General features: G+C 70.3%; 15 protein-coding genes. 8 read left to right on the top strand and 7 right to left on the bottom strand.

Annotation, left to right across the window (positions count from 1 at the left end; genetic code table 11):
• Positions 1–43: 43 nt before the first annotated feature.
• Positions 44–349, top strand: coding sequence for a ferredoxin (locus tag KJK29_RS31090; RefSeq protein WP_215122495.1), 306 nt, complete (start codon positions 44–46; stop codon positions 347–349).
• Between the two features lie 59 nt (positions 350–408).
• On the opposite strand, the gene KJK29_RS31085 is transcribed toward KJK29_RS31090, so the two are convergent.
• The 3 genes from KJK29_RS31085 to KJK29_RS31075 all read right to left on the bottom strand — a co-directional run bounded on the left by KJK29_RS31085 (position 409) and on the right by KJK29_RS31075 (position 3,963).
• Positions 409–987, bottom strand: a complete 579-nt coding sequence (locus KJK29_RS31085; RefSeq protein ID WP_215122494.1) for a hypothetical protein — start codon at positions 985–987, stop codon at positions 409–411.
• 371 nt (positions 988–1,358) lie between these two features.
• On the bottom strand, positions 1,359–2,261 hold the full coding sequence (locus tag KJK29_RS31080; RefSeq protein ID WP_033311897.1) for a tRNA (adenine-N1)-methyltransferase: 903 nt from the start codon (positions 2,259–2,261) through the stop codon (positions 1,359–1,361).
• Positions 2,262–2,301: 40 nt separating this feature from the next.
• Positions 2,302–3,963 (bottom strand): site-2 protease family protein, encoded by a 1,662-nt coding sequence (locus KJK29_RS31075; RefSeq protein WP_215122493.1) that lies wholly within the window; start codon positions 3,961–3,963, stop codon positions 2,302–2,304.
• A gap of 198 nt (positions 3,964–4,161) precedes the next feature.
• Here KJK29_RS31075 and KJK29_RS31070 point away from each other — a divergent pair, with 198 nt between their 5' ends.
• Both KJK29_RS31070 and KJK29_RS31065 read left to right on the top strand, forming a co-directional pair.
• Positions 4,162–5,154: a RecB family exonuclease gene (locus KJK29_RS31070; protein WP_215122492.1), complete on the top strand. Its 993-nt coding sequence runs from the start codon at positions 4,162–4,164 to the stop codon at positions 5,152–5,154.
• Between the two features lie 14 nt (positions 5,155–5,168).
• On the top strand, positions 5,169–5,840 hold the full coding sequence (locus KJK29_RS31065) for a response regulator (RefSeq protein WP_161226472.1): 672 nt from the start codon (positions 5,169–5,171) through the stop codon (positions 5,838–5,840).
• Between the two features lie 72 nt (positions 5,841–5,912).
• Here KJK29_RS31065 and KJK29_RS31060 read toward each other — a convergent pair whose 3' ends face one another.
• From KJK29_RS31060 to metH, 4 genes are all read right to left on the bottom strand, one after another.
• Positions 5,913–7,496 carry an ABC transporter substrate-binding protein gene (locus tag KJK29_RS31060; RefSeq protein WP_215122491.1) on the bottom strand — a complete coding sequence of 528 codons (1,584 nt, stop codon included), beginning with the start codon at positions 7,494–7,496 and terminating at the stop codon, positions 5,913–5,915.
• 108 nt (positions 7,497–7,604) lie between these two features.
• The gene (locus tag KJK29_RS31055; protein ID WP_215122490.1) at positions 7,605–9,209 is read right to left on the bottom strand and encodes an ABC transporter substrate-binding protein; all 1,605 of its coding nucleotides are present in this window, start codon (positions 9,207–9,209) and stop codon (positions 7,605–7,607) included.
• A gap of 429 nt (positions 9,210–9,638) precedes the next feature.
• Positions 9,639–10,340 carry an HAD family hydrolase gene (locus KJK29_RS31050; RefSeq protein ID WP_215122489.1) on the bottom strand — a complete coding sequence of 234 codons (702 nt, stop codon included), beginning with the start codon at positions 10,338–10,340 and terminating at the stop codon, positions 9,639–9,641.
• A gap of 152 nt (positions 10,341–10,492) precedes the next feature.
• The gene (gene metH / locus KJK29_RS31045; RefSeq protein ID WP_215122488.1) at positions 10,493–14,008 is read right to left on the bottom strand and encodes a methionine synthase; all 3,516 of its coding nucleotides are present in this window, start codon (positions 14,006–14,008) and stop codon (positions 10,493–10,495) included.
• Positions 14,009–14,324: 316 nt separating this feature from the next.
• Between metH and KJK29_RS31040 the strand changes: the two genes are divergently transcribed.
• From KJK29_RS31040 to KJK29_RS31020, 5 genes are all read left to right on the top strand, one after another.
• A complete protein-coding gene (locus tag KJK29_RS31040) occupies positions 14,325–15,098 on the top strand; it encodes an IclR family transcriptional regulator (RefSeq protein ID WP_215122487.1) in 774 nt (257 codons plus the stop codon).
• A 266-nt stretch (positions 15,099–15,364) separates the two neighbouring features.
• Positions 15,365–16,159, top strand: a complete 795-nt coding sequence (locus KJK29_RS31035) for an MIP/aquaporin family protein (protein WP_215122486.1) — start codon at positions 15,365–15,367, stop codon at positions 16,157–16,159.
• 80 nt (positions 16,160–16,239) lie between these two features.
• The gene (glpK, locus tag KJK29_RS31030; protein ID WP_215122485.1) at positions 16,240–17,778 is read left to right on the top strand and encodes a glycerol kinase GlpK; all 1,539 of its coding nucleotides are present in this window, start codon (positions 16,240–16,242) and stop codon (positions 17,776–17,778) included.
• An 8-nt stretch (positions 17,779–17,786) separates the two neighbouring features.
• Positions 17,787–19,403 (top strand): glycerol-3-phosphate dehydrogenase/oxidase, encoded by a 1,617-nt coding sequence (locus KJK29_RS31025; RefSeq protein ID WP_215122484.1) that lies wholly within the window; start codon positions 17,787–17,789, stop codon positions 19,401–19,403.
• 121 nt (positions 19,404–19,524) lie between these two features.
• Complete coding sequence (locus tag KJK29_RS31020) at positions 19,525–20,196, top strand: FadR/GntR family transcriptional regulator (RefSeq protein WP_189726593.1); 672 nt, start codon at positions 19,525–19,527, stop codon at positions 20,194–20,196.
• Positions 20,197–20,267: the final 71 nt, after the last annotated feature.

Below are 20,267 nucleotides of genomic sequence, written 5' to 3'. Positions count from 1 at the left end.
GCCGGATTCCCGATACGGCTCGACGCATGAAACGGCAGGAGACATGAGCGTGCAGCAGGAGGCCGGGGTCGACGGCGAGGCGCTGGAGGTCTGGATCGACCAGGACCTGTGTACCGGCGACGGCATCTGCGCCCAGTACGCGCCCGAGGTGTTCGAGCTGGACATCGACGGTCTGGCCTATGTGAAGAGCGCCGACGACGAGCTGCTCCAGGACAAGGGCGCCACAACGCCCGTACCGCTGCCGCTTCTCACGGACGTGGTCGACTCCGCGAAGGAGTGTCCGGGCGAGTGCATCCACGTACGTCGAGTTTCGGACAGGGCCGAGGTCTACGGACCGGACGCGGAGTGACTCTTTCCGCACACTCCGTCACGGCTGTCTGATATCTCACACACGCCGGCGCACTCGCCTCACACGCTGTGGGCGCCCGACGGAGTCGAGCGGACGAACGCGCCGTTCTGCCAACGCCATTTCACGTCGCTCTTCACGTCGGGGCAGCAACGCGGCACATCGGCCGACGAGTAGCCGAAGAGCGTGGCCGTGACGGCGCCCTGACGTACGGCGAAGTCACTGACGGTGTTGCCGTCCTTGGGGTCGAGCAGGGTCGCCACCACGCGCGGCTTGCCGCCGTCGCCGTCCCGGGTGAGGACGTAGACGCCGTCCGGCGGGGTGCCCATCGGGGAGTCGCAGTGGACCACGGCCACCGTCTCGGGGGAGCCGTCGCCGTCGAGGTCTCCGGAAGCCCGCTTCTTCACCACGGCCTTCACCGGGCCGCACTCGATCGGGAACGTCACCGCGGCCGGATCGGGCGGCGCGAGGGCCGCCGGAGCGCTTCTCGTCTCGGGGCCCGCCGCCTGGGCCGCTGTCGCCGCACCCGGCTGGAGGAACGAGGAGAGGGCCATGACGCCGGCGACAGCCGTGGCGGTGGCGAGCCAGTGGATGGGGCGGGTGTGGGTGTGGGCGAGCTCCGGGACGGCGGAAGGCTGCACTAGGAGTGTCTCCTGAGGGCTGTGCCGGTGGGATGGTGGCCAAGGGGGGATGGCCAAGATGGTGCCACACGTCACACCACGTGGGAACGGCGGGGTATGGCCGTCCTGTGCCGGGGAAGTCAGAAGAGTTACGGTTCCTGCCGCTCTGTCAGCGGACCCGCTGGAGCGCGGGCCGCTGCCGCCGCGCATCGCGCCGGTGGGGCGGGCCGCGGTCGTGTTCTGTCAGGTCAACCGATAAACGCCGTGGTTCACCCGCGACTGCCACCGGGCACAGCGGATGAGACAACAGAAGGGCGCCGTGGCGGAGTTCCCGAAGTGGATTCGGGAACTCCGCCACGGCGCCTGTGCGTTGGGTGCGGCGGCGGGTCGCCTCAGCGGCCGGAGCCGCCGTCGGCGTTGGGTCCGGCGTAGTCCTCGCCGTAGGCGCCCTTGGCGGGGCGGCGGCGGCGCATGGGCGGCTCGACGCCGTCGGCGAGGCGGCGGGCGGTGAGCAGGAAGCCGGTGTGGCCGATCATCCGGTGGTCCGGGCGGACGGCCAGGCCCTCGATGTGCCAGTTGCGGATCATCGACTCCCAGGCGCTCGGCTCGTTGAAGCAGCCGATCTCGCGGATGGACTCGACGGTCCGGGCGAGCTGGGTGGTGGTCGCCACGTAGCAGCAGAGGATGCCGCCGGGGACGAGCGCCTTGGAGACGGCCTCCAGGCACTCCCAGGGGGCGAGCATGTCGAGGATGACGCGGTCCACGTCGGCGTCGGACAGGTTGTCCTGGAGGTCACCGACGGTGAGCTGCCAGGCGGGGTGCGGGCCGCCGAAGTAGCGCTCGACGTTCGCCTGGGCGATCTCGGCGAAGTCGGCGCGGCGCTCGTAGCTGTGCAGCATGCCCTGGTCGCCGATGGCGCGCAGCAGGAAGCTGCTGAGCGAGCCGGAACCCACGCCGGCCTCGACGACGCGGGCGCCGGGGAAGATGTCGGCGAAGGCGAGGATCTGCCCCGCGTCCTTCGGGTAGACGACGGCTGCCCCGCGGGGCATGGACAGGACGTAGTCGGGGAGCAGGGGGCGCAGCGCGAGGTAGGCGACGTTCCCGGTGGTGCGGACAACGCTGCCCTCGGGAGCGCCGATCAGTTCGTCGTGGGGGAAGGAACCCTTGTGGGTGTGGAAGTTCTTCCCGGCCTCGAGCGTGAACGTGTAGTGGCGGCCCTTGGGGTCGGTCAGCTGAACCTGGTCCCCGACCTTGAAGGGCCCGCGCCTGCGGGCGGCACCGGTCGGTTCGGACATGTGAACAGCCTACCGGTCCCCGGAGGGGGCGCCGACCACTTCAGCTGGGCCTGGCCATGGCCTTCACGAAGGCCCGCTCCACGTCGGCCGCCGACAGGACTCCGTAGATCTCGCCGGTCTCCTCGACGACGAGGTACTCGGTGGCGGGCGTCGCCCTGAGGGCGTCGAGGAGTTCCTCCCCCGACAGTTCCGCGGAGACGCGCATGCCGTCGGTGAGGTCCTGGGCGAGGCCGCTGACCGCGACCCAGGGGCGGCGGTGCTCGGGTACGCCGACGATGGCGGCCTCGCGGACCAGCGAGAGGGGCTTGCCGTCGGCGTCGACGACGACCAGGGCGCGGGCTCCGGCACTGTTGGCGCGGCGCAGGGCCTCCGAGAGCGGGGTGTGGGTCTCGACGGGGACCGCGCGGCGGGTGAGCGCGCGGGCGCGCAGCTCGGGGAGGTGCTCGCGCAGCCGGGCCATGCGCAGGCTGTTGCCGGCGCCGGTCCAGATGATCGCGGCGAGGATGGCGGCGAGCAGGGCGTCAAGGACGGTGTCCATGCCGACGTTGTCGACGGCGTCGGAGCCGAGGGCGCCGGACTGGGTCAGCAGCGGCAGGCCGATGAGGACGCAGACGGCGAGGGCGCGGCCGACCCAGGCGGCGGCGACGGTGCCGGCCATCGGCTTGCCGCTGATCTTCCAGACGACGGCGCGGAGCATGCGGCCGCCGTCGAGGGGCAGGCCGGGCAGGAGGTTGAACGCGGCCACGATGAGGTTGGAGATCATCAGGCCGGCCAGCAGGACGCCCGGAACGGTGCCGGGGTCCACGGTCTGCATGGCGAGGTAGAAGACGCCCGCGAGCAGGAGGGAGAGCAGGGGCCCGACGAAGGCGAGCACGAACTCGCGGCCGGGGGTCTCGGCCTCCTTCTCGATCTCGGAGACGCCGCCGAAGAACTGGAGCTGGATGCGGCGGACCGGGAGCTTGAAGCGGAGGGCGGCGACGGTGTGGGCCAGTTCGTGGACGAGCACGGAGGCGTAGAAGGCGACCGCGAAGAAGAGGGAGACCAGGTAGCGGGCGGCGCCGAGCTCGGGCAGGACGCGCTCCAGCTGCCCGCCGAACACCCAGGTGATCAGCGCGGCGACGAGGAACCAGCTCGGCGCGACGTACACGGGCACCCCGAAGGGCCGTCCCATGAGCAGCCCGCCCCGGGGCTCCGGAGGCCGCTGGGGCGCGGGCCCCTTGCCGTCGGCGGAGTGGGCGAGGGGGCGCTCACCGGTGCCGGGCGCTGCGGGTTCGGTACGGCTGTTCGGGTCAGGGGCGGGGGCCCCACCGGCGTTCGGGCCGGTCGCGGAGTCACCTGCCGGGCCGGGCTTGCGCAAGGAGGGGCGGTCTCCCTCGGCCGCGCCGCCGGAGTCCCGGTCCGGGGTGGGGAACGCACCGGCGTTCCGGCCGGTCGCGGAGTCGTCTTCCGGGCCGGGCTTCCGCGACGAGGGACGCTCTGCCTCGGCCGCGCCGGAGTTCTGGTCCGGGGCGGTGTCGTCCTCGGGCCCCTCAGGGCCTGCCGCCGGGGTGTCCTCGTGCCGCTCGGGGGTGAAACGCCCTCCGTCCGTGGGCTGTTCGTCGGCGGCGGTCGGGTCGGTGACCGGGGCCGGAGCCCCCGCGTGGCCCTCGGCCGGCTCGTCGTTGCCGGACCGCGGCTGCCCGCGCCCGCCGCTCTCGTCCACCGGTGTCCCCTCGTTCGAAGCGTCTCCCGCGCCTGCCGGCCGGGAGGGTCTCGAGTCGATGGTATGCGTCCGTCGAGGTGCCTTCCGCCCCGGCACCCCTGTGTTTCCCGTCCCTCACGTCCCTTCCCGGCTCCCGGCGTCGCACACGGACCGCCCGCGACTGGGTCACTGTCAGTGGCGGCCCGTATGGTCTGGGGCATGGAGACGAGCACCGAGGGCGCCGCGCAGCCCGACAGCAGCCCTGCCCCGGCGGTGGATCCGCCGGTCCCGGCCGGGTCCGTGGAGGCCGTCATCGAGGCGGGGGTGGAGACGGCGGCCGTGGCCGCGGCCGCGCCCGTCGCCATAGCCCCCTCGACGCTGTCCCCCTCGCGTGCGAGCGACTTCATGCAGTGCCCGCTGCTCTACCGCTTCCGGGTCATCGACCGGCTGCCGGAGAAGCCCAGCGAGGCGGCGACCCGGGGCACTCTGGTGCACGCGGTCCTGGAGCGGCTCTTCGACGCCCCGGCGGCCGAGCGCACGGCGCCCCGGGCGAAGTCGCTGATCCCGGGCCAGTGGGACCGGCTGCGCGAGTCGCGGCCGGAGGTCGTGGAGCTGTTCGCCGACGATCCGCAGGGCGAGCGGCTGGCGCGCTGGCTGGGCGAGGCGGAGCAGCTCGTCGAGCGCTGGTTCTCCCTGGAGGACCCCAGCCGGCTGGAGCCCGCCGAGCGGGAGCTGTTCGTCGAGACCGAGCTGGAGTCCGGACTGCGGCTGCGCGGGATCATCGACCGGGTCGACGTGGCCCCCACGGGCGAGGTCCGGATCGTCGACTACAAGACGGGGAAGGCACCGAGGCCCGAGTACTCCGAGGGCGCCCTGTTCCAGATGAAGTTCTACGCCCTCGTGGTCTGGCGGCTGAAGAACGTGGTGCCGCGGCGGCTCCAGCTGGTGTATCTGGGCAACGGCCAGGTGCTGACGTACGACCCGGTCCTCGCCGACCTGGAGCGGGTAGAGCGCAAGCTGCTGGCACTGTGGGAGGCGATCCGGCTGGCGACGGAGACGGGCGACTGGCGGCCGCGCCCCACGAAGCTGTGCGGCTGGTGCGACCACCAGGCCCACTGCCCGGAGTTCGGCGGCACTCCCCCGCCCTACCCGCTGCCGGTGAGGGCGGCGGAGTCCGGCGGGCCCGCGCAGGGCAGAATGGGGCCGGACTAGCTAAGGAGACTTACGTGGCCATCCGTGTCCTACTGGTCGACGACCAGCCGCTGCTCCGCACGGGCTTCCGGATGATTCTGGAGGCCGAGCAGGACCTCGCGGTCGTCGGCGAGGCCGGAGACGGCCTCCAGGCGCTCGACCAGGTGCGGGCCCTGCAGCCCGACGTGGTCCTGATGGACATCCGCATGCCGCGGATGGACGGTGTGGAGGCGACCCGGCAGATCACGGGCCCCGAGCGGGACGGCCCGGCGAAGGTGCTGGTGCTGACCACCTTCGACCTCGACGAGTACGTGGTGGAGGCGCTGCGCGCCGGTGCCAGCGGCTTCCTGCTGAAGGACGCCCCGGCCAACGAGCTGGTGCAGGCGATCCGGGTCGTGGCCGCGGGCGAGGCGATGCTCGCGCCGAGCATCACGCGCCGGCTGCTCGACAAGTACGCCACGCATCTGCCCTCCGGCGACGAGCCGGTGCCGGACACGCTGCACACACTCACCGACCGCGAGGTCGAGGTACTGAAGCTGGTGGCGCGCGGGCTGTCCAACGCCGAGATCGCCGCCGACCTCTTCGTCAGCGAGACCACCGTCAAGACGCACGTCGGGCACGTGCTGACCAAGCTGGGTCTGCGCGACCGGGTGCAGGCGGCGGTGTACGCATACGAGAGCGGGCTGGTGCGCCCCGGCGCGCAGTAGGCCGCCCCGCTACCGACAAAAAGAGGGCGCCCCCTGCCTCGGCAGGGGGCGCCCTCTTGTCTCACGGGTGCGTCAGGAGTCCTTGCTCAGCTCCCAGAAGCGGAACACGGTGGACGCGTCGAGGCAGTACTCCAGTCCGTAGACGCCTTCGCGCGCGACCGCGTACTGCTTGGCCTGCCACACCGGCAGGACGGGGAGTTCGTCGGCGACGATGTCCTGCAGCTCCCCGAACTCCTTGTCGGTGGAGGCGCGGTTGGTCAGGGCCGCGGTGCTCGGGATGAGCGTGCCGGTGATGGTGTCGTTCTCGTAGTTGTTGCCCAGCACATTGCCCTTGCCGAAGAAGGGGGCCGTGAAGTTGTCGGCGTCCGGGTAGTCGGGCACCCAGCCCTTGACGTAGACGCCGTACTTGCCGGCCGCGATGTCCTTCTCGTACTGGGCGAAGGAGACCGACTTGACGTCCGCGTCGAACAGGCCGCTGGCGTTGAGCTGGCCGGCGATGGCCGTCAACTCCTGGTCGGTGGCGGGGCCGTAGCGGGACGGGGTCGACCAGAGGGTCAGCTTGACCTTGCCGTTGACGCCGTCGGAGCGCAGGGCGGCGGCCGCCTTGGACCGGGAGGGGCGGGCTCCGTAGGTGTCGAAGAAGGCCGTGTTGTGGCCGGCGACACCGGCCGGGATGATCGAGTACAGCGGGGTCGCGGTGCCCTGGTAGACGTCCTTGATGAGGGCTTCGCGGTCGAGCAGGTGGGCGATGGCCTTGCGTACGCCGATCTTTCCGGCGACCGGGTCGTTCATGTTGAAGACCAGGTGCTGGACCTCGGCGCTGCTGCCCTCGACGACCTCGGTGCCGGTGCCGTCGTCGGCCTTCTCCATGTCGGCGATGTCGCCCGCGGTGAGGCCGCGGTAGGCGATGTCGACCTCTTCCTTCTGGATGGCCTGCTTCAGGGCGGTCTGGTCGCCGTCGAAGAACTTCAGGGTCACGCCGGTGTTGCTCACCTTGGCGGTGCCCTTGTAGTTCTCGTTGACGGAGAAGACGGCCTGACCGTCGTCGATCGAGTCGAGCTTGTAAGGGCCGGAGCCGACGGCCTTGCCGTCCTCGCGCAGCTTGCCCGCGTCGTACTCGTCGTGGTTGACGATGGAGCCGGCGCCGGAGGCGATCTTGCTGGGGAAGGTGGCGTCGGACGTGTTGAGGTGGAAGACGACCGTCGTCTCGTCCGGGGTCTCCACCTCGTCCAGCGTCGGGAACATGATCGCGGGCCCGTCGGGGTCGTTGATCTTCAGCATCCGCTCGAAGGAGAACTTGACGTCCTCCGAGGTGAGGGCGTCGCCGTTGCTGAACTTGAGGCCGTCCTTCAGCGTGCACCGGTAGACCGAGGTCTGCGTGTCGGTGAAGGAGCAGCTCTCGGCGGCCTCCGGCTGCGGTTCCGTGGCGCCCTTGGGGAAGCTGAGCAGCGACTGGAAGACGTTGTTGAACAACAGCCAGGAGCCGGGGTCGTAGCCGGAGGCCGGGTCGGTGGCCAGGACGTCGTCGGACATCCCCACCACCACGTTGGAGCCCTCCCCCGCGGAGTCCCCGCTCTCCGTGCCGCAGCCGGTCAGCAGGCCGGAGGCGAGTCCCGCCACGATCGGCAGGACCGGCCACTGGTTGCGTATGTTCACGTGTGCGCCTTGTCGTCGGTTCTCGAGAACGCCCGGAGCATGTCTCTGGCTCCGGGGCACGGCTCCCCGGGGGCCCGCGGTCACAGGCCCCGGGTTCCAGCGGGTACGTCAGCCGCTCACGCCCCGGCCGAGCTCCCACAACTGGAGCGTCGACGCGGAGTTGAGCGCGTACGCGGTACCCGTGATGTCGTCGCGCGCGGCGACGTACTGCTTGCCCTGCCACAGCGGCAGCACCGGCACGTCGGAGGCGACGATGTCCTGAATGTCCGTCAGGCTGGAGGAGGCGGACAACCGGTCCGCCTCGCGGCGGGACTCCGGGATCAGGGTGCTTCGGATCTGGCTGTTGTCGTAGGGCGAGCCAAGCGTGTTGTCCCTGTCGAGGAACGGCGCGAGGAAGTTGTCCGCGTCCGGGAAGTCGGGGAACCAGCCCATGCCGTAGACGTCGTACTCACCCTTCTTCTCGGCCGGGCGGAAGGTGTCCCACGGCGTTCCCTTGATACCTACGTCGAACAGGCCGCTGGAGTTCAGCTGGTCGCGCAGGACCTCGAACTCCTTCTTGGTGGCCGGGCCGTAGTGGTCGGTCGTGTAGTGCAGGGTCAGCTTCACCGGGGTGGTGATGTTCGCCTGATTCAGCAGGGAGCGCGCCTTGGTGACGTTCGCGTCGCCGTACTTGTTGAAGAACGAGTTCGAGTGGCCCGTGACGCTGGCCGGGACCAGCGAGTACAGCGGCTCGGCCTGGGAGCCGTAGACCTTGGAGACCAGCTCGCTGCGGTTGACGACCTGCGCCATCGCCTGGCGTACGGCCTTGGACTCGACGGCCGGGGCGTCGGTGTTGAAGCCCAGGTAGCGGATCTCCAGGCCGGGCATCTCGACGAGGTCGACGCCGGTGTCGGCGTCGCCCGAGAGCTTGCGGATCTGCTCCGGCGACATGGTGCGGGTCATCAGGTCGATGTCGCCCTTGTCGAGCGCCTCGCCCATGGCGTCGGCGTCCTTGAAGGAGACCATGTCGATCTTGTCGTTGTTCACCTTCAGGTTCCCCTTGTAGTCGGGGTTCCGGGTGAACTCGGCCCTGACCAGCTCGTCGTTCTCGACGTCGGCCTTGAGGGTGTACGGGCCGGAGCCTTCGAGGTCGAAGCCGTCGCGCAGCTTGTTCTTCGGGTAGTCGTCGGGGTCGACGATGCCGGCGACCGGGGTCGAGAGCTTGTACGGGAAGGTGGCGTCGGCGGTCTTCAGATGGAAGATGACGTCGCGTTCGCCCTGCGTCTCGACGGTGTCGATGGTGGACAGCAGCGCGAACACGCCGCTGTCGGCCTTGAGGGAGCGGGCGCGGTCGATGGAGTACTTCACGTCGGACGCGGTGACGGGGTCGCCGTCCGCGAACTTCAGGCCGTCGCGCAGGGTGCAGGCGTAGCGCTCGTTGCCGTTGTCGGTGAAGCCGCACTTCTGCGCCGCCTCCGGCACCGGGTCGCCCTCGCCGCGCGGCTGGATCATCAGGGTCTGCACGGTCTGGCGCAGGATGTTCCAGGTGCCGACGTCGTAGGCGTACGCCGGGTCGAGGGGGGCGGGGGCGTCCTTCGAGGCGGTGAACCGGTCCGTGGTGCCGACGACGATCGCGTCGCCGCCGTCGCTCCCGCTGTCGGACCCGCCGCAAGCGGTGAGCACCGGCGCGAGCAGGCCGATCACGGCCGGCAGCACCAAAGTCTTGCGGTTCATGCTCGAGTTTCTCCAGAGCTGTCGACTCCGTGTATCCGGCATGCAGGGGTGGCGCAGCGGATCACGGGGGTGGGGCGTGGTTCTCGCAACGAGATTAGTCGGGGCCGGCAGGAAGGTTCGCAGCGACCGGAGTTGAGCCCTCATCACGCTGCGGAACCGGGCGTGGACACACCGAAAACCCGATGGCGGAAGCTTTGGTGCAGCGTTCCACCAATCGGGACACAAGGGCACGTCAACAGCCCCCCACTGCACACGCGGGGTCCGCTGTCGACCCCCGAATGGGTGGGGAACGTCACATCGCAAACAGGTTCCGGAGACGGTAATTCGACCGCCCCCGGATGGACCGGAGATCACCGGGAGATCATCCGGAGAGGGTCGAATTCAGCTGCGGAATTACTGACTTAACCGCACTGCACGCTGGGTGAACGGCTAGCGCATTTCCGTCATCAGCCCATGCAGAAATGTCAGGTCGACCTCTTCGAGGGAGGTCACGACCGTACGCCGGAGGGCCGGGGCGATGGGGGCCACGGAGGGCACCGCCACGACCCGGCAGCCCGCGGCCTCGGCGGCGGCGACCCCGGTCGCGGTGTCCTCGATGACGGCGCACCGGGCCGGGTCCGCGCCGAGTCCGGCGGCGGCCGCCAGGTACGGGTCGGGGTGGGGCTTGGTGCGCGGCACCTCGTCACCGGCCACCGTCAGCCCGAAGTGGTGCGCGCCCAGCGAGGTCAGCACCCGGTCGATGATGCGCCGGTGCGAGGCGGAGACCAGGGCCGTCGGGATCTCGTACTCGTACAGCTCTGCCAGCAGCCGGCCGGCGCCCGGCATCAGCGGCAGGGCGCGGTCGATGCGGTCCTCGAAGCCGTTGTTGAGCAGCACGGTGAGTTCGTCGAGGGTGATGTCGGCGCCGGTGGCCTCGATCAGGAATCCCGCGCTGCGGGTCATGGGACCGCCGACCACGACATGGCGCCAGGAATCGTCGAGGGTGTGGCCGAGGGAGGCGAAGACCTCGGCCTCGACGTCCCACCAGAAGCCCTCGGTGTCCACCAGGGTGCCGTCCATGTCGAGGAGCACCGCCTGCAGGGCGGAGCCCTCGGCCGTGCGGGTTCCGAGCGCGGGGACCGTACTGGTCATCCACGTACCTCCTTGAGGGACGTTCAGGCCGGCTCCCACGGGGGGAACCGGCCTGCGGTGGACCGACCAGTCTACGTCGTGCGCGGAAGAAGCGCCTCTTTTGGCCCGAGTGCCCGGTGGGGCGGCTCAGTGGGGCGGTTCAGCGCGACGGCTCAGCGGGCGTTGAAGTACTTCGCCTCCGGGTGGTGGATCACGATGGCGTCCGTGGACTGCTCGGGGTGCAGCTGGAACTCCTCGGACAGGTGGACGCCGATGCGCTCCGGCTGGAGCAGGTCGGCGATCTTGGCGCGGTCCTCCAGGTTGGGGCAGGCGCCGTAGCCGAGGGAGAAGCGGGCGCCCCGGTACTTCAGCTCGAACATGCCCTGCATCTCGTCCGGGTCCTCGGCGGCGTAGCCGAGTTCGGAACGCACGCGCGCGTGCCAGTACTCGGCGAGCGCCTCGGCCAACTGCACGGACAGCCCGTGCAGTTCGAGGTAGTCGCGGTAGGCGTTGGCCTCGAACATCCGGGCGGTCTCCTCGCCGATGCGCGAGCCGACGGTGACGATCTGGAGGCCCACGACGTCCGTCTCGCCGGACTCCTCCGGGCGGAAGTAGTCGGCCAGGCACAGTCGGCGGCCCCGGCGCTGGCGCGGGAAGGTGAAGCGGGTGCGCTCGTTGCCCCGCTCGTCCAGGAGGATCAGGTCGTCGTCCTTGGAGACGCACGGGAAGTAGCCGTAGACGACGGCCGCCTCCAGCAGGTTCTCCGTCTGGAGCTTGTCCAGCAGGCCGCGCAGCCGGGGCCGGCCCTCGCTCTCGACGAGTTCCTCGTACGACGGGCCCTCGCCGCTGCGGACCTGCTTCAGGCCCCACTGGCCCTTGAACAGGGCGCCCTCGTCGAGCCAGCTCGCGTACTCCTTGAGCTGGATGCCCTTGATCACGCGCGTGCCCTGGAAGGGCGGCTCGGGGACGGGGTTGTCGGTGGCGACGTCGGAGCGGACGTGCCCCTCCTCGGGGCGCTCCTCGACCACGGCCTGGGCGGTCGCCCGGACGCGGCGCTGCTTCAGCTCGGGCAGCTTCGCTCCCGGCACGCCCCGCTTCACGCCGATCAGGGCGTCCATCAGGCGCAGGCCCTCGAAGGCGTCTCGGGCGTAGCGGACCTCGCCCTCGTAGATCTCGTGCAGGTCCTGCTCGACGTAGGCCCGGGTGAGGGCGGCGCCGCCGAGGATGACCGGGAAGTTCGCCGCCAGTCCGCGCTGGTTCAGCTCCTCCAGGTTCTCCTTCATGATCACGGTGGACTTGACCAGGAGCCCGGACATGCCGATGACATCGGCCCGGTGCTCCTCGGCGGCGTCCAGGATCGCGGAGACCGGCTGCTTGATGCCGAGGTTGACGACGTTGTAGCCGTTGTTGGACAGGATGATGTCGACGAGGTTCTTGCCGATGTCGTGCACATCGCCGCGGACGGTGGCCAGGACGATGGTGCCCTTGCCGTCCTCGTCGGTCTTCTCCATGTGCGGTTCGAGGTGGGCGACGGCCGTCTTCATCACCTCGGCGGACTGCAGGACGAACGGCAGCTGCATCTGGCCGGAGCCGAACAGCTCGCCGACGACCTTCATGCCGTCCAGCAGGGTCGCGTTGACGATGTCGAGGGCGGAGCGCTCCTGGAGGGCGTCGTCGAGGTCGGCCTCCAGGCCGTTGCGCTCGCCGTCGATGATGCGCCGCTTCAGGCGCTCGTCCAGCGGCAGGGCGGCCAGTTCCTCGGCCTTGCCGGCCTTGAGGGACTTGGCGGTGGCGCCCTCGAAGAGCTGCATGAGCTTCTGGAGCGGGTCGTAGCCCTCGGCGCGGCGGTCGTAGATCAGGTCCAGGGCCGTCCGGACCTCCTCCTCGCTGAAGCGGGCGATCGGGAGGATCTTCGACGCGTGCACGATCGCCGAGTCCAGGCCCGCCTTGACGCACTCGTCGAGGAAGACGGAGTTGAGCAGGATGCGGGCGGCCGGATTGAGGCCGAAGGAGATGTTGGACAGGCCGAGGGTGGTCTGCACCTTCGGGTGGCGCCGCTTCAGCTCGCGGATGCCCTCGATGGTGGCGATGCCGTCCTTGCGGGACTCCTCCTGGCCGGTGCAGATGGTGAAGGTCAGACAGTCGACGAGGATGTCCTCCTCGTGGATGCCCCAGTTCCCGGTCAGGTCGTCGATGAGCCGTTCGGCGATCTCGACCTTGTTCTCGGCGGTGCGGGCCTGGCCCTCCTCGTCGATGGTCAGCGCGATGAGGGCGGCCCCGTGCTCCTTGGCGAGCTGGGTGACCTTGGCGAAGCGGGACTCGGGGCCGTCGCCGTCCTCGTAGTTCACCGAGTTGATCACCGCGCGGCCGCCGAGCTTCTCCAGGCCGGCCTGGATGACGTCGATCTCGGTGGAGTCCAGCACGATCGGCAGGGTGGAGGCGGTGGCGAAGCGGCCGGCCAGCTCCTCCATGTCGGCGGCGCCGTCCCGGCCGACGTAGTCCACGCACAGGTCGAGCATGTGCGCGCCCTCGCGGATCTGCTCCCGGGCGATCTCCACGCAGTCGTCCCAGCGGGCCTCCAGCATGGCCTCGCGGAACTTCTTCGAGCCGTTGGCGTTGGTGCGCTCGCCGATGGCCAGGTAGGAGGTGTCCTGCCGGAACGGCACGCTCTGGTAGAGGGAGGCGGCGCCGGGCTCGGGCTGCGGGCTGCGCTCGCCCGGGGCGACGTCCCGGACGCGCTCGACCAGCTGGCGCAGGTGCTCGGGGGTGGTGCCGCAGCAGCCGCCGACCAGGGACAGGCCGTAGTCCTGGACGAAGGTCTGCTGGGCGTCGGCCAGGCCCTCGGCGTCGAGCGGGAAGTGGGCGCCGTCCTTGGTCAGGATCGGCAGGCCGGCGTTCGGCATGCACAGCAGCGGGATGCGCGAGTGGCGCGTCAGATACCGCAGGTGCTCGCTCATCTCGGCGGGGCCGGTGGAGCAGTTCAGGCCGATCATGTCGATGCCGAGGGGCTCCAGCGCGGTCAGCGCCGCGCCGATCTCGGAGCCGAGCAGCATGGTGCCGGTGGTCTCGAAGGCCATCGAGCACAGCAGGGGCACGTCGAAGCCGGTGGCCTCCATGGCCCGGCGGGCGCCCAGGATGGACGCCTTCGTCTGGAGCAGATCCTGCGTGGTCTCCACGAGCAGCGCGTCGGCGCCGCCTGCGAGCATGCCCTCGGCGTTGGCCTGGTAGCCGTCGCGGATGGTGGCGTACGCGACGTGGCCGAGGGTGGGCAGCTTGGTGCCGGGGCCGACGGAGCCGAGCACCCAGCGGGGCCGGCCGTCCTTCGCGGTGTACTCGTCGGCCACCTCGCGGGCGATGCGGGCGCCCGACTTGGACAGCTCGTGCACGCGGTCGGAGATCTCGTACTCGGCCGCGGCCGTGTGGTTGGCGCCGAAGGTGTTGGTCTCGACGCAGTCCACGCCCACCGCGAAGTACGCGTCGTGGACGGAACGGACGATGTCCGGCCGGGTCAGGTTCAGGATCTCGTTGCAGCCCTCGAGATTCTCGAAGTCCTCGAGTGTGGGGTCCTGAGCCTGGAGCATGGTGCCCATGGCTCCGTCGGCCACCACCACACGGGTGGCCAGGGCCTCTCTGAGCGCGGCCACACGGGTCCGGCTGTCTGCGGAAGGGGTCAGCGGCAACGAGGCCATGTAAAGGGCTCCCTCGGATGCGACGGCTGTCGGCTTTGCGGCTTCCCGGACATCCGGAGGGCATCCGGGGAAGGGCGCACCGCGCCAGCGTAACCGGGAGTCGGCTTGGATGGGCAGCGCGTCCACGGGGCGGACGCCGATGGCGCCGGGGCGGCCGTCGGGCGTCCGATGAACCCGGACCTGAACCGCCTGTGACGCAACAAATGGCGTCCCGCCATTAGCGAGAGGTCGGCAACGACCGGTAGTGTTCGACATTGCCGAACAAGGGCTGCGGCGCCGCTTGTCGGCGGTCGAAGGGGACGGAGGCAGTACGGCGATGGCACGGAACATCCAGTCGCTCGAACGGGCGGCCGCGATGCTGCGGCTGCTCGGGGGCGGCGAGCGACGGCTCGGCCTGTCGGACATCGCCTCGTCGCTGGGCCTGGCCAAAGGCACCGCCCACGGCATCCTGCGCACCCTCCAGCAGGAGGGCTTCGTGGAGCAGGACGACGCTTCCGGGCGCTATCAGCTCGGCGCGGAGCTGCTGCGCCTGGGCACCACCTACCTCGATGTGCACGAGCTGCGGGCGCGCGCCCTGGTGTGGGCCGACGACCTGGCCCGTTCCAGCGGCGAGAGCGTCTATCTGGGCGTCCTGCACCAGCAGGGCGTGCTGATCGTGCACCACGTCTTCCGGCCCGACGACAGCCGGCAGGTCCTGGAGATCGGGGCCATGCAGCCGCTGCACTCCACGGCCCTGGGCAAGGTGCTGTCCGCCTACGACCCGGTGGCGCACAGCGAGGCCCTGGAGAACGACCGCAAGGCGTTCACCGACCGGACCGTGTGCGAGCCGGAGGACTTCGAGCACATCCTCGACCTCACGCGCGCGCGTGGCTACGCGGCGGACGTCGAGGAGACCTGGGAGGGCGTCGCCTCCCTCGCCGCACCCATCCACGACAGACGGCGCATGCCCGTCGGCGCGGTCGGCATCACCGGCGCCGTGGAGCGGCTGTGCCGGTCCGACGAGGAGGGCGCGGTGCGGCCGGAGCTGATCGCGGCCGTCCGGGACTGTGCCCGCGCGGTGTCGCGGGACCTGGGCGCCGGGCGGTTCTGAGAGCTCACAGCGGGACCGGGGCGCCGTACGGCGTTCCGGTCCTCGGCATGTCCGCGCCTGCGGGCGTCGGACACCCATGGGACGGGCAGCGATCAGTAACGATCGTGTTTTCGACTACAGAGCCCTTGACGTGCTCGTAACCCCGAAGCAAGACTCCCGTCCATCGGTCGACATTGTCGAACAGCTACCGGCAATACGCGCTAGAGTGGGACAACGCCAGGCCGGTATCGAACTTCCCCCCTGGACGAAGGACAAAGGAGTCGCGGGTGTCCAGCTCCGACATCTTCATCGGCGAGACCATCGGTACCGCCATACTCATCCTCCTCGGCGGCGGAGTCTGCGCCGCCGTCACACTGAAGGCTTCCAAGGCCCGCAACGCCGGCTGGCTCGCCATCACCTTCGGGTGGGGCTTCGCGGTGCTCACGGCGGTCTACACCACGGCGCCGCTCTCCGGCGCCCATCTGAACCCGGCTGTGACGCTGGCCATCGCCATCAAGGACGGCGACTGGAAGAACGTCCCGGTCTACTGGGCCGGACAGGTGCTCGGCGCCATGATCGGCGCGGGTCTGGTCTGGATCGCCTACTACGGTCAGTTCCACGCCCACCTCACCGACCGCGAGATCGTCGGCGGTCCGGGCGCGCAGGCCACGACCGCCAAGGCCGTCGAGGCGCAGGAGAAGGGCGCCGGCCCCGTGCTGGGCGTCTTCTCCACCGGGCCCGAGGTCCGGGTCGCCTGGCAGAACCTGGCCACGGAGATCATCGGCACCATCGTGCTGGTGCTCGCCGTGCTCACCCAGGGCCTGAACGACAAGGGCAACGGCCTGGGCACCCTGGGTGCCCTGATCACCGCGCTCGTGGTGGTCTCCATCGGTCTGTCCCTCGGCGGCCCGACGGGGTACGCGATCAACCCGGCCCGTGACCTCGGTCCGCGTATCGTGCACGCCCTGCTGCCGCTGCCCAACAAGGGCGGCTCCGACTGGGGCTACGCCTGGGTCCCCGTGGTGGGTCCGCTGATCGGCGGCGCCCTCGCGGCAGGCATCTACAACGTCGCGTTCGCCTAGAGATCCTCGCGCTCTCGCGAAACTCTCGGCACGCGCCGTACGTAAAGCCCCATAAACACGGAAACCTCCAGGAGCACACAGTGACCGACGCGCACACCGCCGGCCCCTTCATCGCCGCCATCGACCAGGGCACGACCTCCTCCCGCTGCATCGTCTTCGACCGCGACGGCCGGATCGTCTCCGTCGACCAGAAGGAGCACGAGCAGATCTTCCCGAAGCCGGGCTGGGTCGAGCACAACGCCACCGAGATCTGGACGAACGTCCAGGAGGTCGTCGCCGGGGCCATCGCCAAGGCCGGCATCACCCGCGACGACATCAAGGCCATCGGCATCACCAACCAGCGCGAGACGACCGTGCTGTGGGACAAGAACACCGGTGAGCCCGTCCACAACGCCATCGTCTGGCAGGACACCCGCACCGACGCCCTCTGTCGCGAGCTCGGCCGCAATGTCGGCCAGGACCGCTTCCGCCGCGAGACGGGCCTGCCCCTCGCCTCCTACTTCGCCGGCCCCAAGGCCCGCTGGCTGATCGAGAACGTCGACGGCCTCCAGGAGCGCGCCGAGGCGGGCGACATCCTCTTCGGCACCATGGACACCTGGGTCATCTGGAACCTGACCGGCGGTGTCAACGGCGGCAAGCACGTCACGGACGTCACCAACGCCTCCCGCACGATGCTCATGAACCTGCACACCATGCAGTGGGACGAGAAGATCTGCGAGTCCATCGGCGTCCCGAAGCAGGTCCTGCCCGAGATCCGCTCCTCCGCCGAGGTCTACGGCGAGATCACCGGCGGCACGCTGGGCGACCTGCTCGGCGGCATCCCGGTCGCCTCCGCGCTCGGCGACCAGCAGGCTGCCCTGTTCGGCCAGACCTGTTTCGCCGAGGGCGAGACCAAGTCGACGTACGGCACCGGCACCTTCATGGTGATGAACACCGGTGACAAGATCATCAACTCGTACAGCGGCCTGCTGACCACCGTCGGCTACAAGATCGGCGACCAGAAGACGGTCTACGCCCTGGAGGGCTCGATCGCCGTCACCGGCTCGCTGGTGCAGTGGATGCGCGACCAGATGGGCCTGATCTCCACCGCCGCCGAGATCGAGACCCTCGCCCTGTCGGTCGAGGACAACGGCGGCGCCTACTTCGTGCCGGCCTTCTCCGGCCTGTTCGCCCCGTACTGGCGCTCCGACGCCCGCGGTGTGATCGCCGGCCTCACCCGGTACGTCACCAAGGCGCACCTCGCGCGCGCCGTCCTGGAGGCCACCGCCTGGCAGACGCGGGAGATCGCCGACGCCATGACGAAGGACTCCGGCGTCGAGCTGACCGCCCTCAAGGTCGACGGCGGTATGACCAGCAACAACCTGCTGATGCAGACGCTCTCGGACTTCCTGGACGCCCCCGTGGTGCGCCCGATGGTCGCCGAGACCACCTGCCTCGGCGCCGCCTACGCCGCCGGCCTCGCCGTCGGCTTCTGGAACAGCACCGACGACCTGCGCGCCAACTGGCGCCGGGCCGCCGAGTGGACCCCCCGCATGGACGCGGAAATCCGCGACCGTGAGTACAAGAGCTGGCTCAAGGCCGTCGAGCGGACCATGGGCTGGCTCGAGGACGAGGAGTAAGAAACAGCATGACCACTCAGTCCACCCTGCAGTCCGTGCCTGCCCTGGGGACGCACCCGGCCTCCGGCTCGAACCCGAGCCGAGCCGAGACCAGGGAGCAGCTCGCCAAGGCGTCGTACGACCTTCTCGTGATCGGCGGCGGCATCCTGGGCATCTCCACCGCCTGGCACGCCGCGCAGTCCGGCCTCAGGGTGGCTCTGGTCGACGCCGGCGACTTCGCCGGCGCGACATCCTCCGCCTCCTCCAAGCTGCTCCACGGCGGTCTGCGCTACCTGCAGACCGGCGCGGTGAAGCTGGTGGCGGAGAACCACTTCGAGCGCCGTGCGGTCTCCCGCCAGGTGGCCCCCCACCTGGCGAACCCGCTCACCTTCTACCTCCCCGTGTACAAGGGCGGGCCGCACGGCGCGGCGAAGCTCGGGGCGGGCGTCTTCGCCTACTCCGCGCTCTCCGCCTTCGGTGACGGCGTCGGACACCTGCTCTCGCCGGCCAAGGCCGCGCAGGACGTCCCGGAGCTGCGCACCGAGAACCTCAAGGCCGTGGCCGTGTACGGCGACGACCAGATGAACGACGCGCGCATGGCGCTGATGACGGTCCGCGGCGCCGTGGAGGCGGGCGCGGTCGTCCTCAACCACGCCGAGGTGACGGGCCTGCGCTTCACCAAGGGCCGTGTCACGGGCGCCGAGCTGAAGGACCGCCTCTCGGGCGACGAGTTCGGCGTCAGCGCCCGGCTGGTCCTGAACGCGACCGGCCCGTGGGTCGACCACCTGCGCAAGATGGAGGACGCGAACGCCGCGCCGTCCATCCGGCTGTCGAAGGGCGCGCACCTGGTCCTGAAGCGCACCTCCCCCTGGAAGGCCGCGCTCGCCACCCCGATCGACAAGTACCGCATCACGTTCGCCCTCCCCTGGGAGGACATGCTGCTCCTCGGCACCACCGACGAGGAGTTCGAGGGCGACCCGGCGGATGTCTCGGTCACCGAGAAGGACATATCCCAGATCCTCGACGAGGCCGCCTTCTCCGTCCGCGACCAGCAGCTCAGCCGCGACCTCATCACCTACTCCTTCGCGGGCCTGCGGGTGCTGCCGGGCGGCCCCGGCGACACCTCCAAGGCCAAGCGGGAGACGGTCGTCACCGAGGGCCGGGGCGGCATGCTGTCCGTCGCGGGCGGCAAGTGGACCACCTTCCGGCACATCGGCCGGACGATCATGCAGAAGCTGGAGTCGCTGCCGGGCCACCCCCTGGGCGACGACTTCGAGCCGATCAGCTCGCTGCCGAAGAAGCTGCCGCTGCCCGGCATCGCCAACCCGCGCGCGGTCGCCCACCGGCTGCTCACCGACCGCCCGGCGCCCGGCCCCCGCATGGGAGCCGACACCGCCAAGCACCTGGCCACGCACTACGGCTCGCTGGCGTTCGACATCGCCCGCCTGGCCAACGACAACCCGGAGCTCGCCGAGCGCGTGCACCCGGACGCCCCGGAGATCTGGGCGCAGGTCGCCTGGGCCCGGGACCACGAGTGGGCCGAGACGCAGGACGACGTGCTGCGCCGCCGGACGACGCTGACGATCCGGGGCCTGGCCACGGACGACGTCCGCGCCAAGGTCCAGGACCTGCTCGACAAGAAGTAGGCGCGATACGGGCCTCGTGCACGAAGGGGCGGCTCCCCGCCGACGGAGCCGCCCCTTCCTTGTGTCCGTGGCCGCATAATGACGTGATACGTCGGAGGTCTTAGGCGACAGGAGGCCGACCATGGCAGTCACCGACGAGGCGATCGAGAAGATCAAGGGAATGATCGTCTCCGGGGCGCTGCGCCCGGGCGACCGGCTGCCCAAGGAGAGCGAACTCGCCGCCGACCTCGGCCTGTCCCGCAACTCCCTGCGGGAGGCCGTCCGCGCGCTGTCGCTCATCCGGATCCTGGACGTCCGCCAGGGCGACGGCACCTATGTGACGAGCCTCGATCCGCAACTCCTGCTGGAGGCCATGAGCTTCGTCGTGGACTTCCACCGCGACGACACGGTCCTGGAGTTCCTCGCCGTACGCCGCATCCTGGAGCCGGCCGCGACGGCCATGGCCGCGCTGCGGATCAGCGAGCAGCAGCTGGACGCGCTCACGGCCCAGCTCGACAAGCTCGGCGACGCCCCGTCCGTGGAGGATCTCGTCGCCTGCGACCTGGAGTTCCACCGGGGCATCGTGCACAGCTCGGGCAACTCCGTGCTGTGCTCGCTGCTCGACGGGCTGTCCGGCCCCACCACCCGGGCCCGGATCTGGCGGGGCCTCACCCAGGAGGACGCCGTGGGCCGCACCCTGCGCGAGCACCGGGCGATCCTCGCCGCCCTGCGCGACCGGGACGCCGAGGCGGCGCGCTCGTGGGCGACCGTGCACATCGCGAGCGTGGAGCAGTGGCTGCGCTCCACGCTGTGACCGCAGCCTCACGGACAGCTCGGATGAATCCGGGGTGTTCAGGGGCGGATCACGGGGCAGTGATGGGGTCA

The sequence above is a fragment of the Streptomyces koelreuteriae genome (assembly GCF_018604545.1).
Taxonomy (GTDB): domain Bacteria; phylum Actinomycetota; class Actinomycetes; order Streptomycetales; family Streptomycetaceae; genus Streptomyces; species Streptomyces koelreuteriae.
The sequence above is the reverse complement of the archived record's forward strand: the minus strand, read 5'-3'. Positions and strand labels throughout refer to the sequence as shown.

What these genes read in the sequence shown, in the direction of transcription:
- KJK29_RS31070 (WP_215122492.1), top strand. Translation starts at nt 4,162, where the DNA reads ATGGAGACGAGCACCGAGGGCGCCGCGCAGCCCGACAGCAGCCCTGCC.
- KJK29_RS31020 (WP_189726593.1), top strand. Translation starts at nt 19,525, where the DNA reads ATGGCAGTCACCGACGAGGCGATCGAGAAGATCAAGGGAATGATCGTC.
- KJK29_RS31040 (WP_215122487.1), top strand. Translation starts at nt 14,325, where the DNA reads ATGGCACGGAACATCCAGTCGCTCGAACGGGCGGCCGCGATGCTGCGG.
- KJK29_RS31025 (WP_215122484.1), top strand. Translation starts at nt 17,787, where the DNA reads ATGACCACTCAGTCCACCCTGCAGTCCGTGCCTGCCCTGGGGACGCAC.
- KJK29_RS31050 (WP_215122489.1), bottom strand. Translation starts at nt 10,340, where the DNA reads ATGACCAGTACGGTCCCCGCGCTCGGAACCCGCACGGCCGAGGGCTCC.
- metH (WP_215122488.1), bottom strand. Translation starts at nt 14,008, where the DNA reads ATGGCCTCGTTGCCGCTGACCCCTTCCGCAGACAGCCGGACCCGTGTG.
- KJK29_RS31055 (WP_215122490.1), bottom strand. Translation starts at nt 9,209, where the DNA reads ATGAACCGCAAGACTTTGGTGCTGCCGGCCGTGATCGGCCTGCTCGCG.
- KJK29_RS31080 (WP_033311897.1), bottom strand. Translation starts at nt 2,261, where the DNA reads ATGTCCGAACCGACCGGTGCCGCCCGCAGGCGCGGGCCCTTCAAGGTC.
- KJK29_RS31090 (WP_215122495.1), top strand. Translation starts at nt 44, where the DNA reads ATGAGCGTGCAGCAGGAGGCCGGGGTCGACGGCGAGGCGCTGGAGGTC.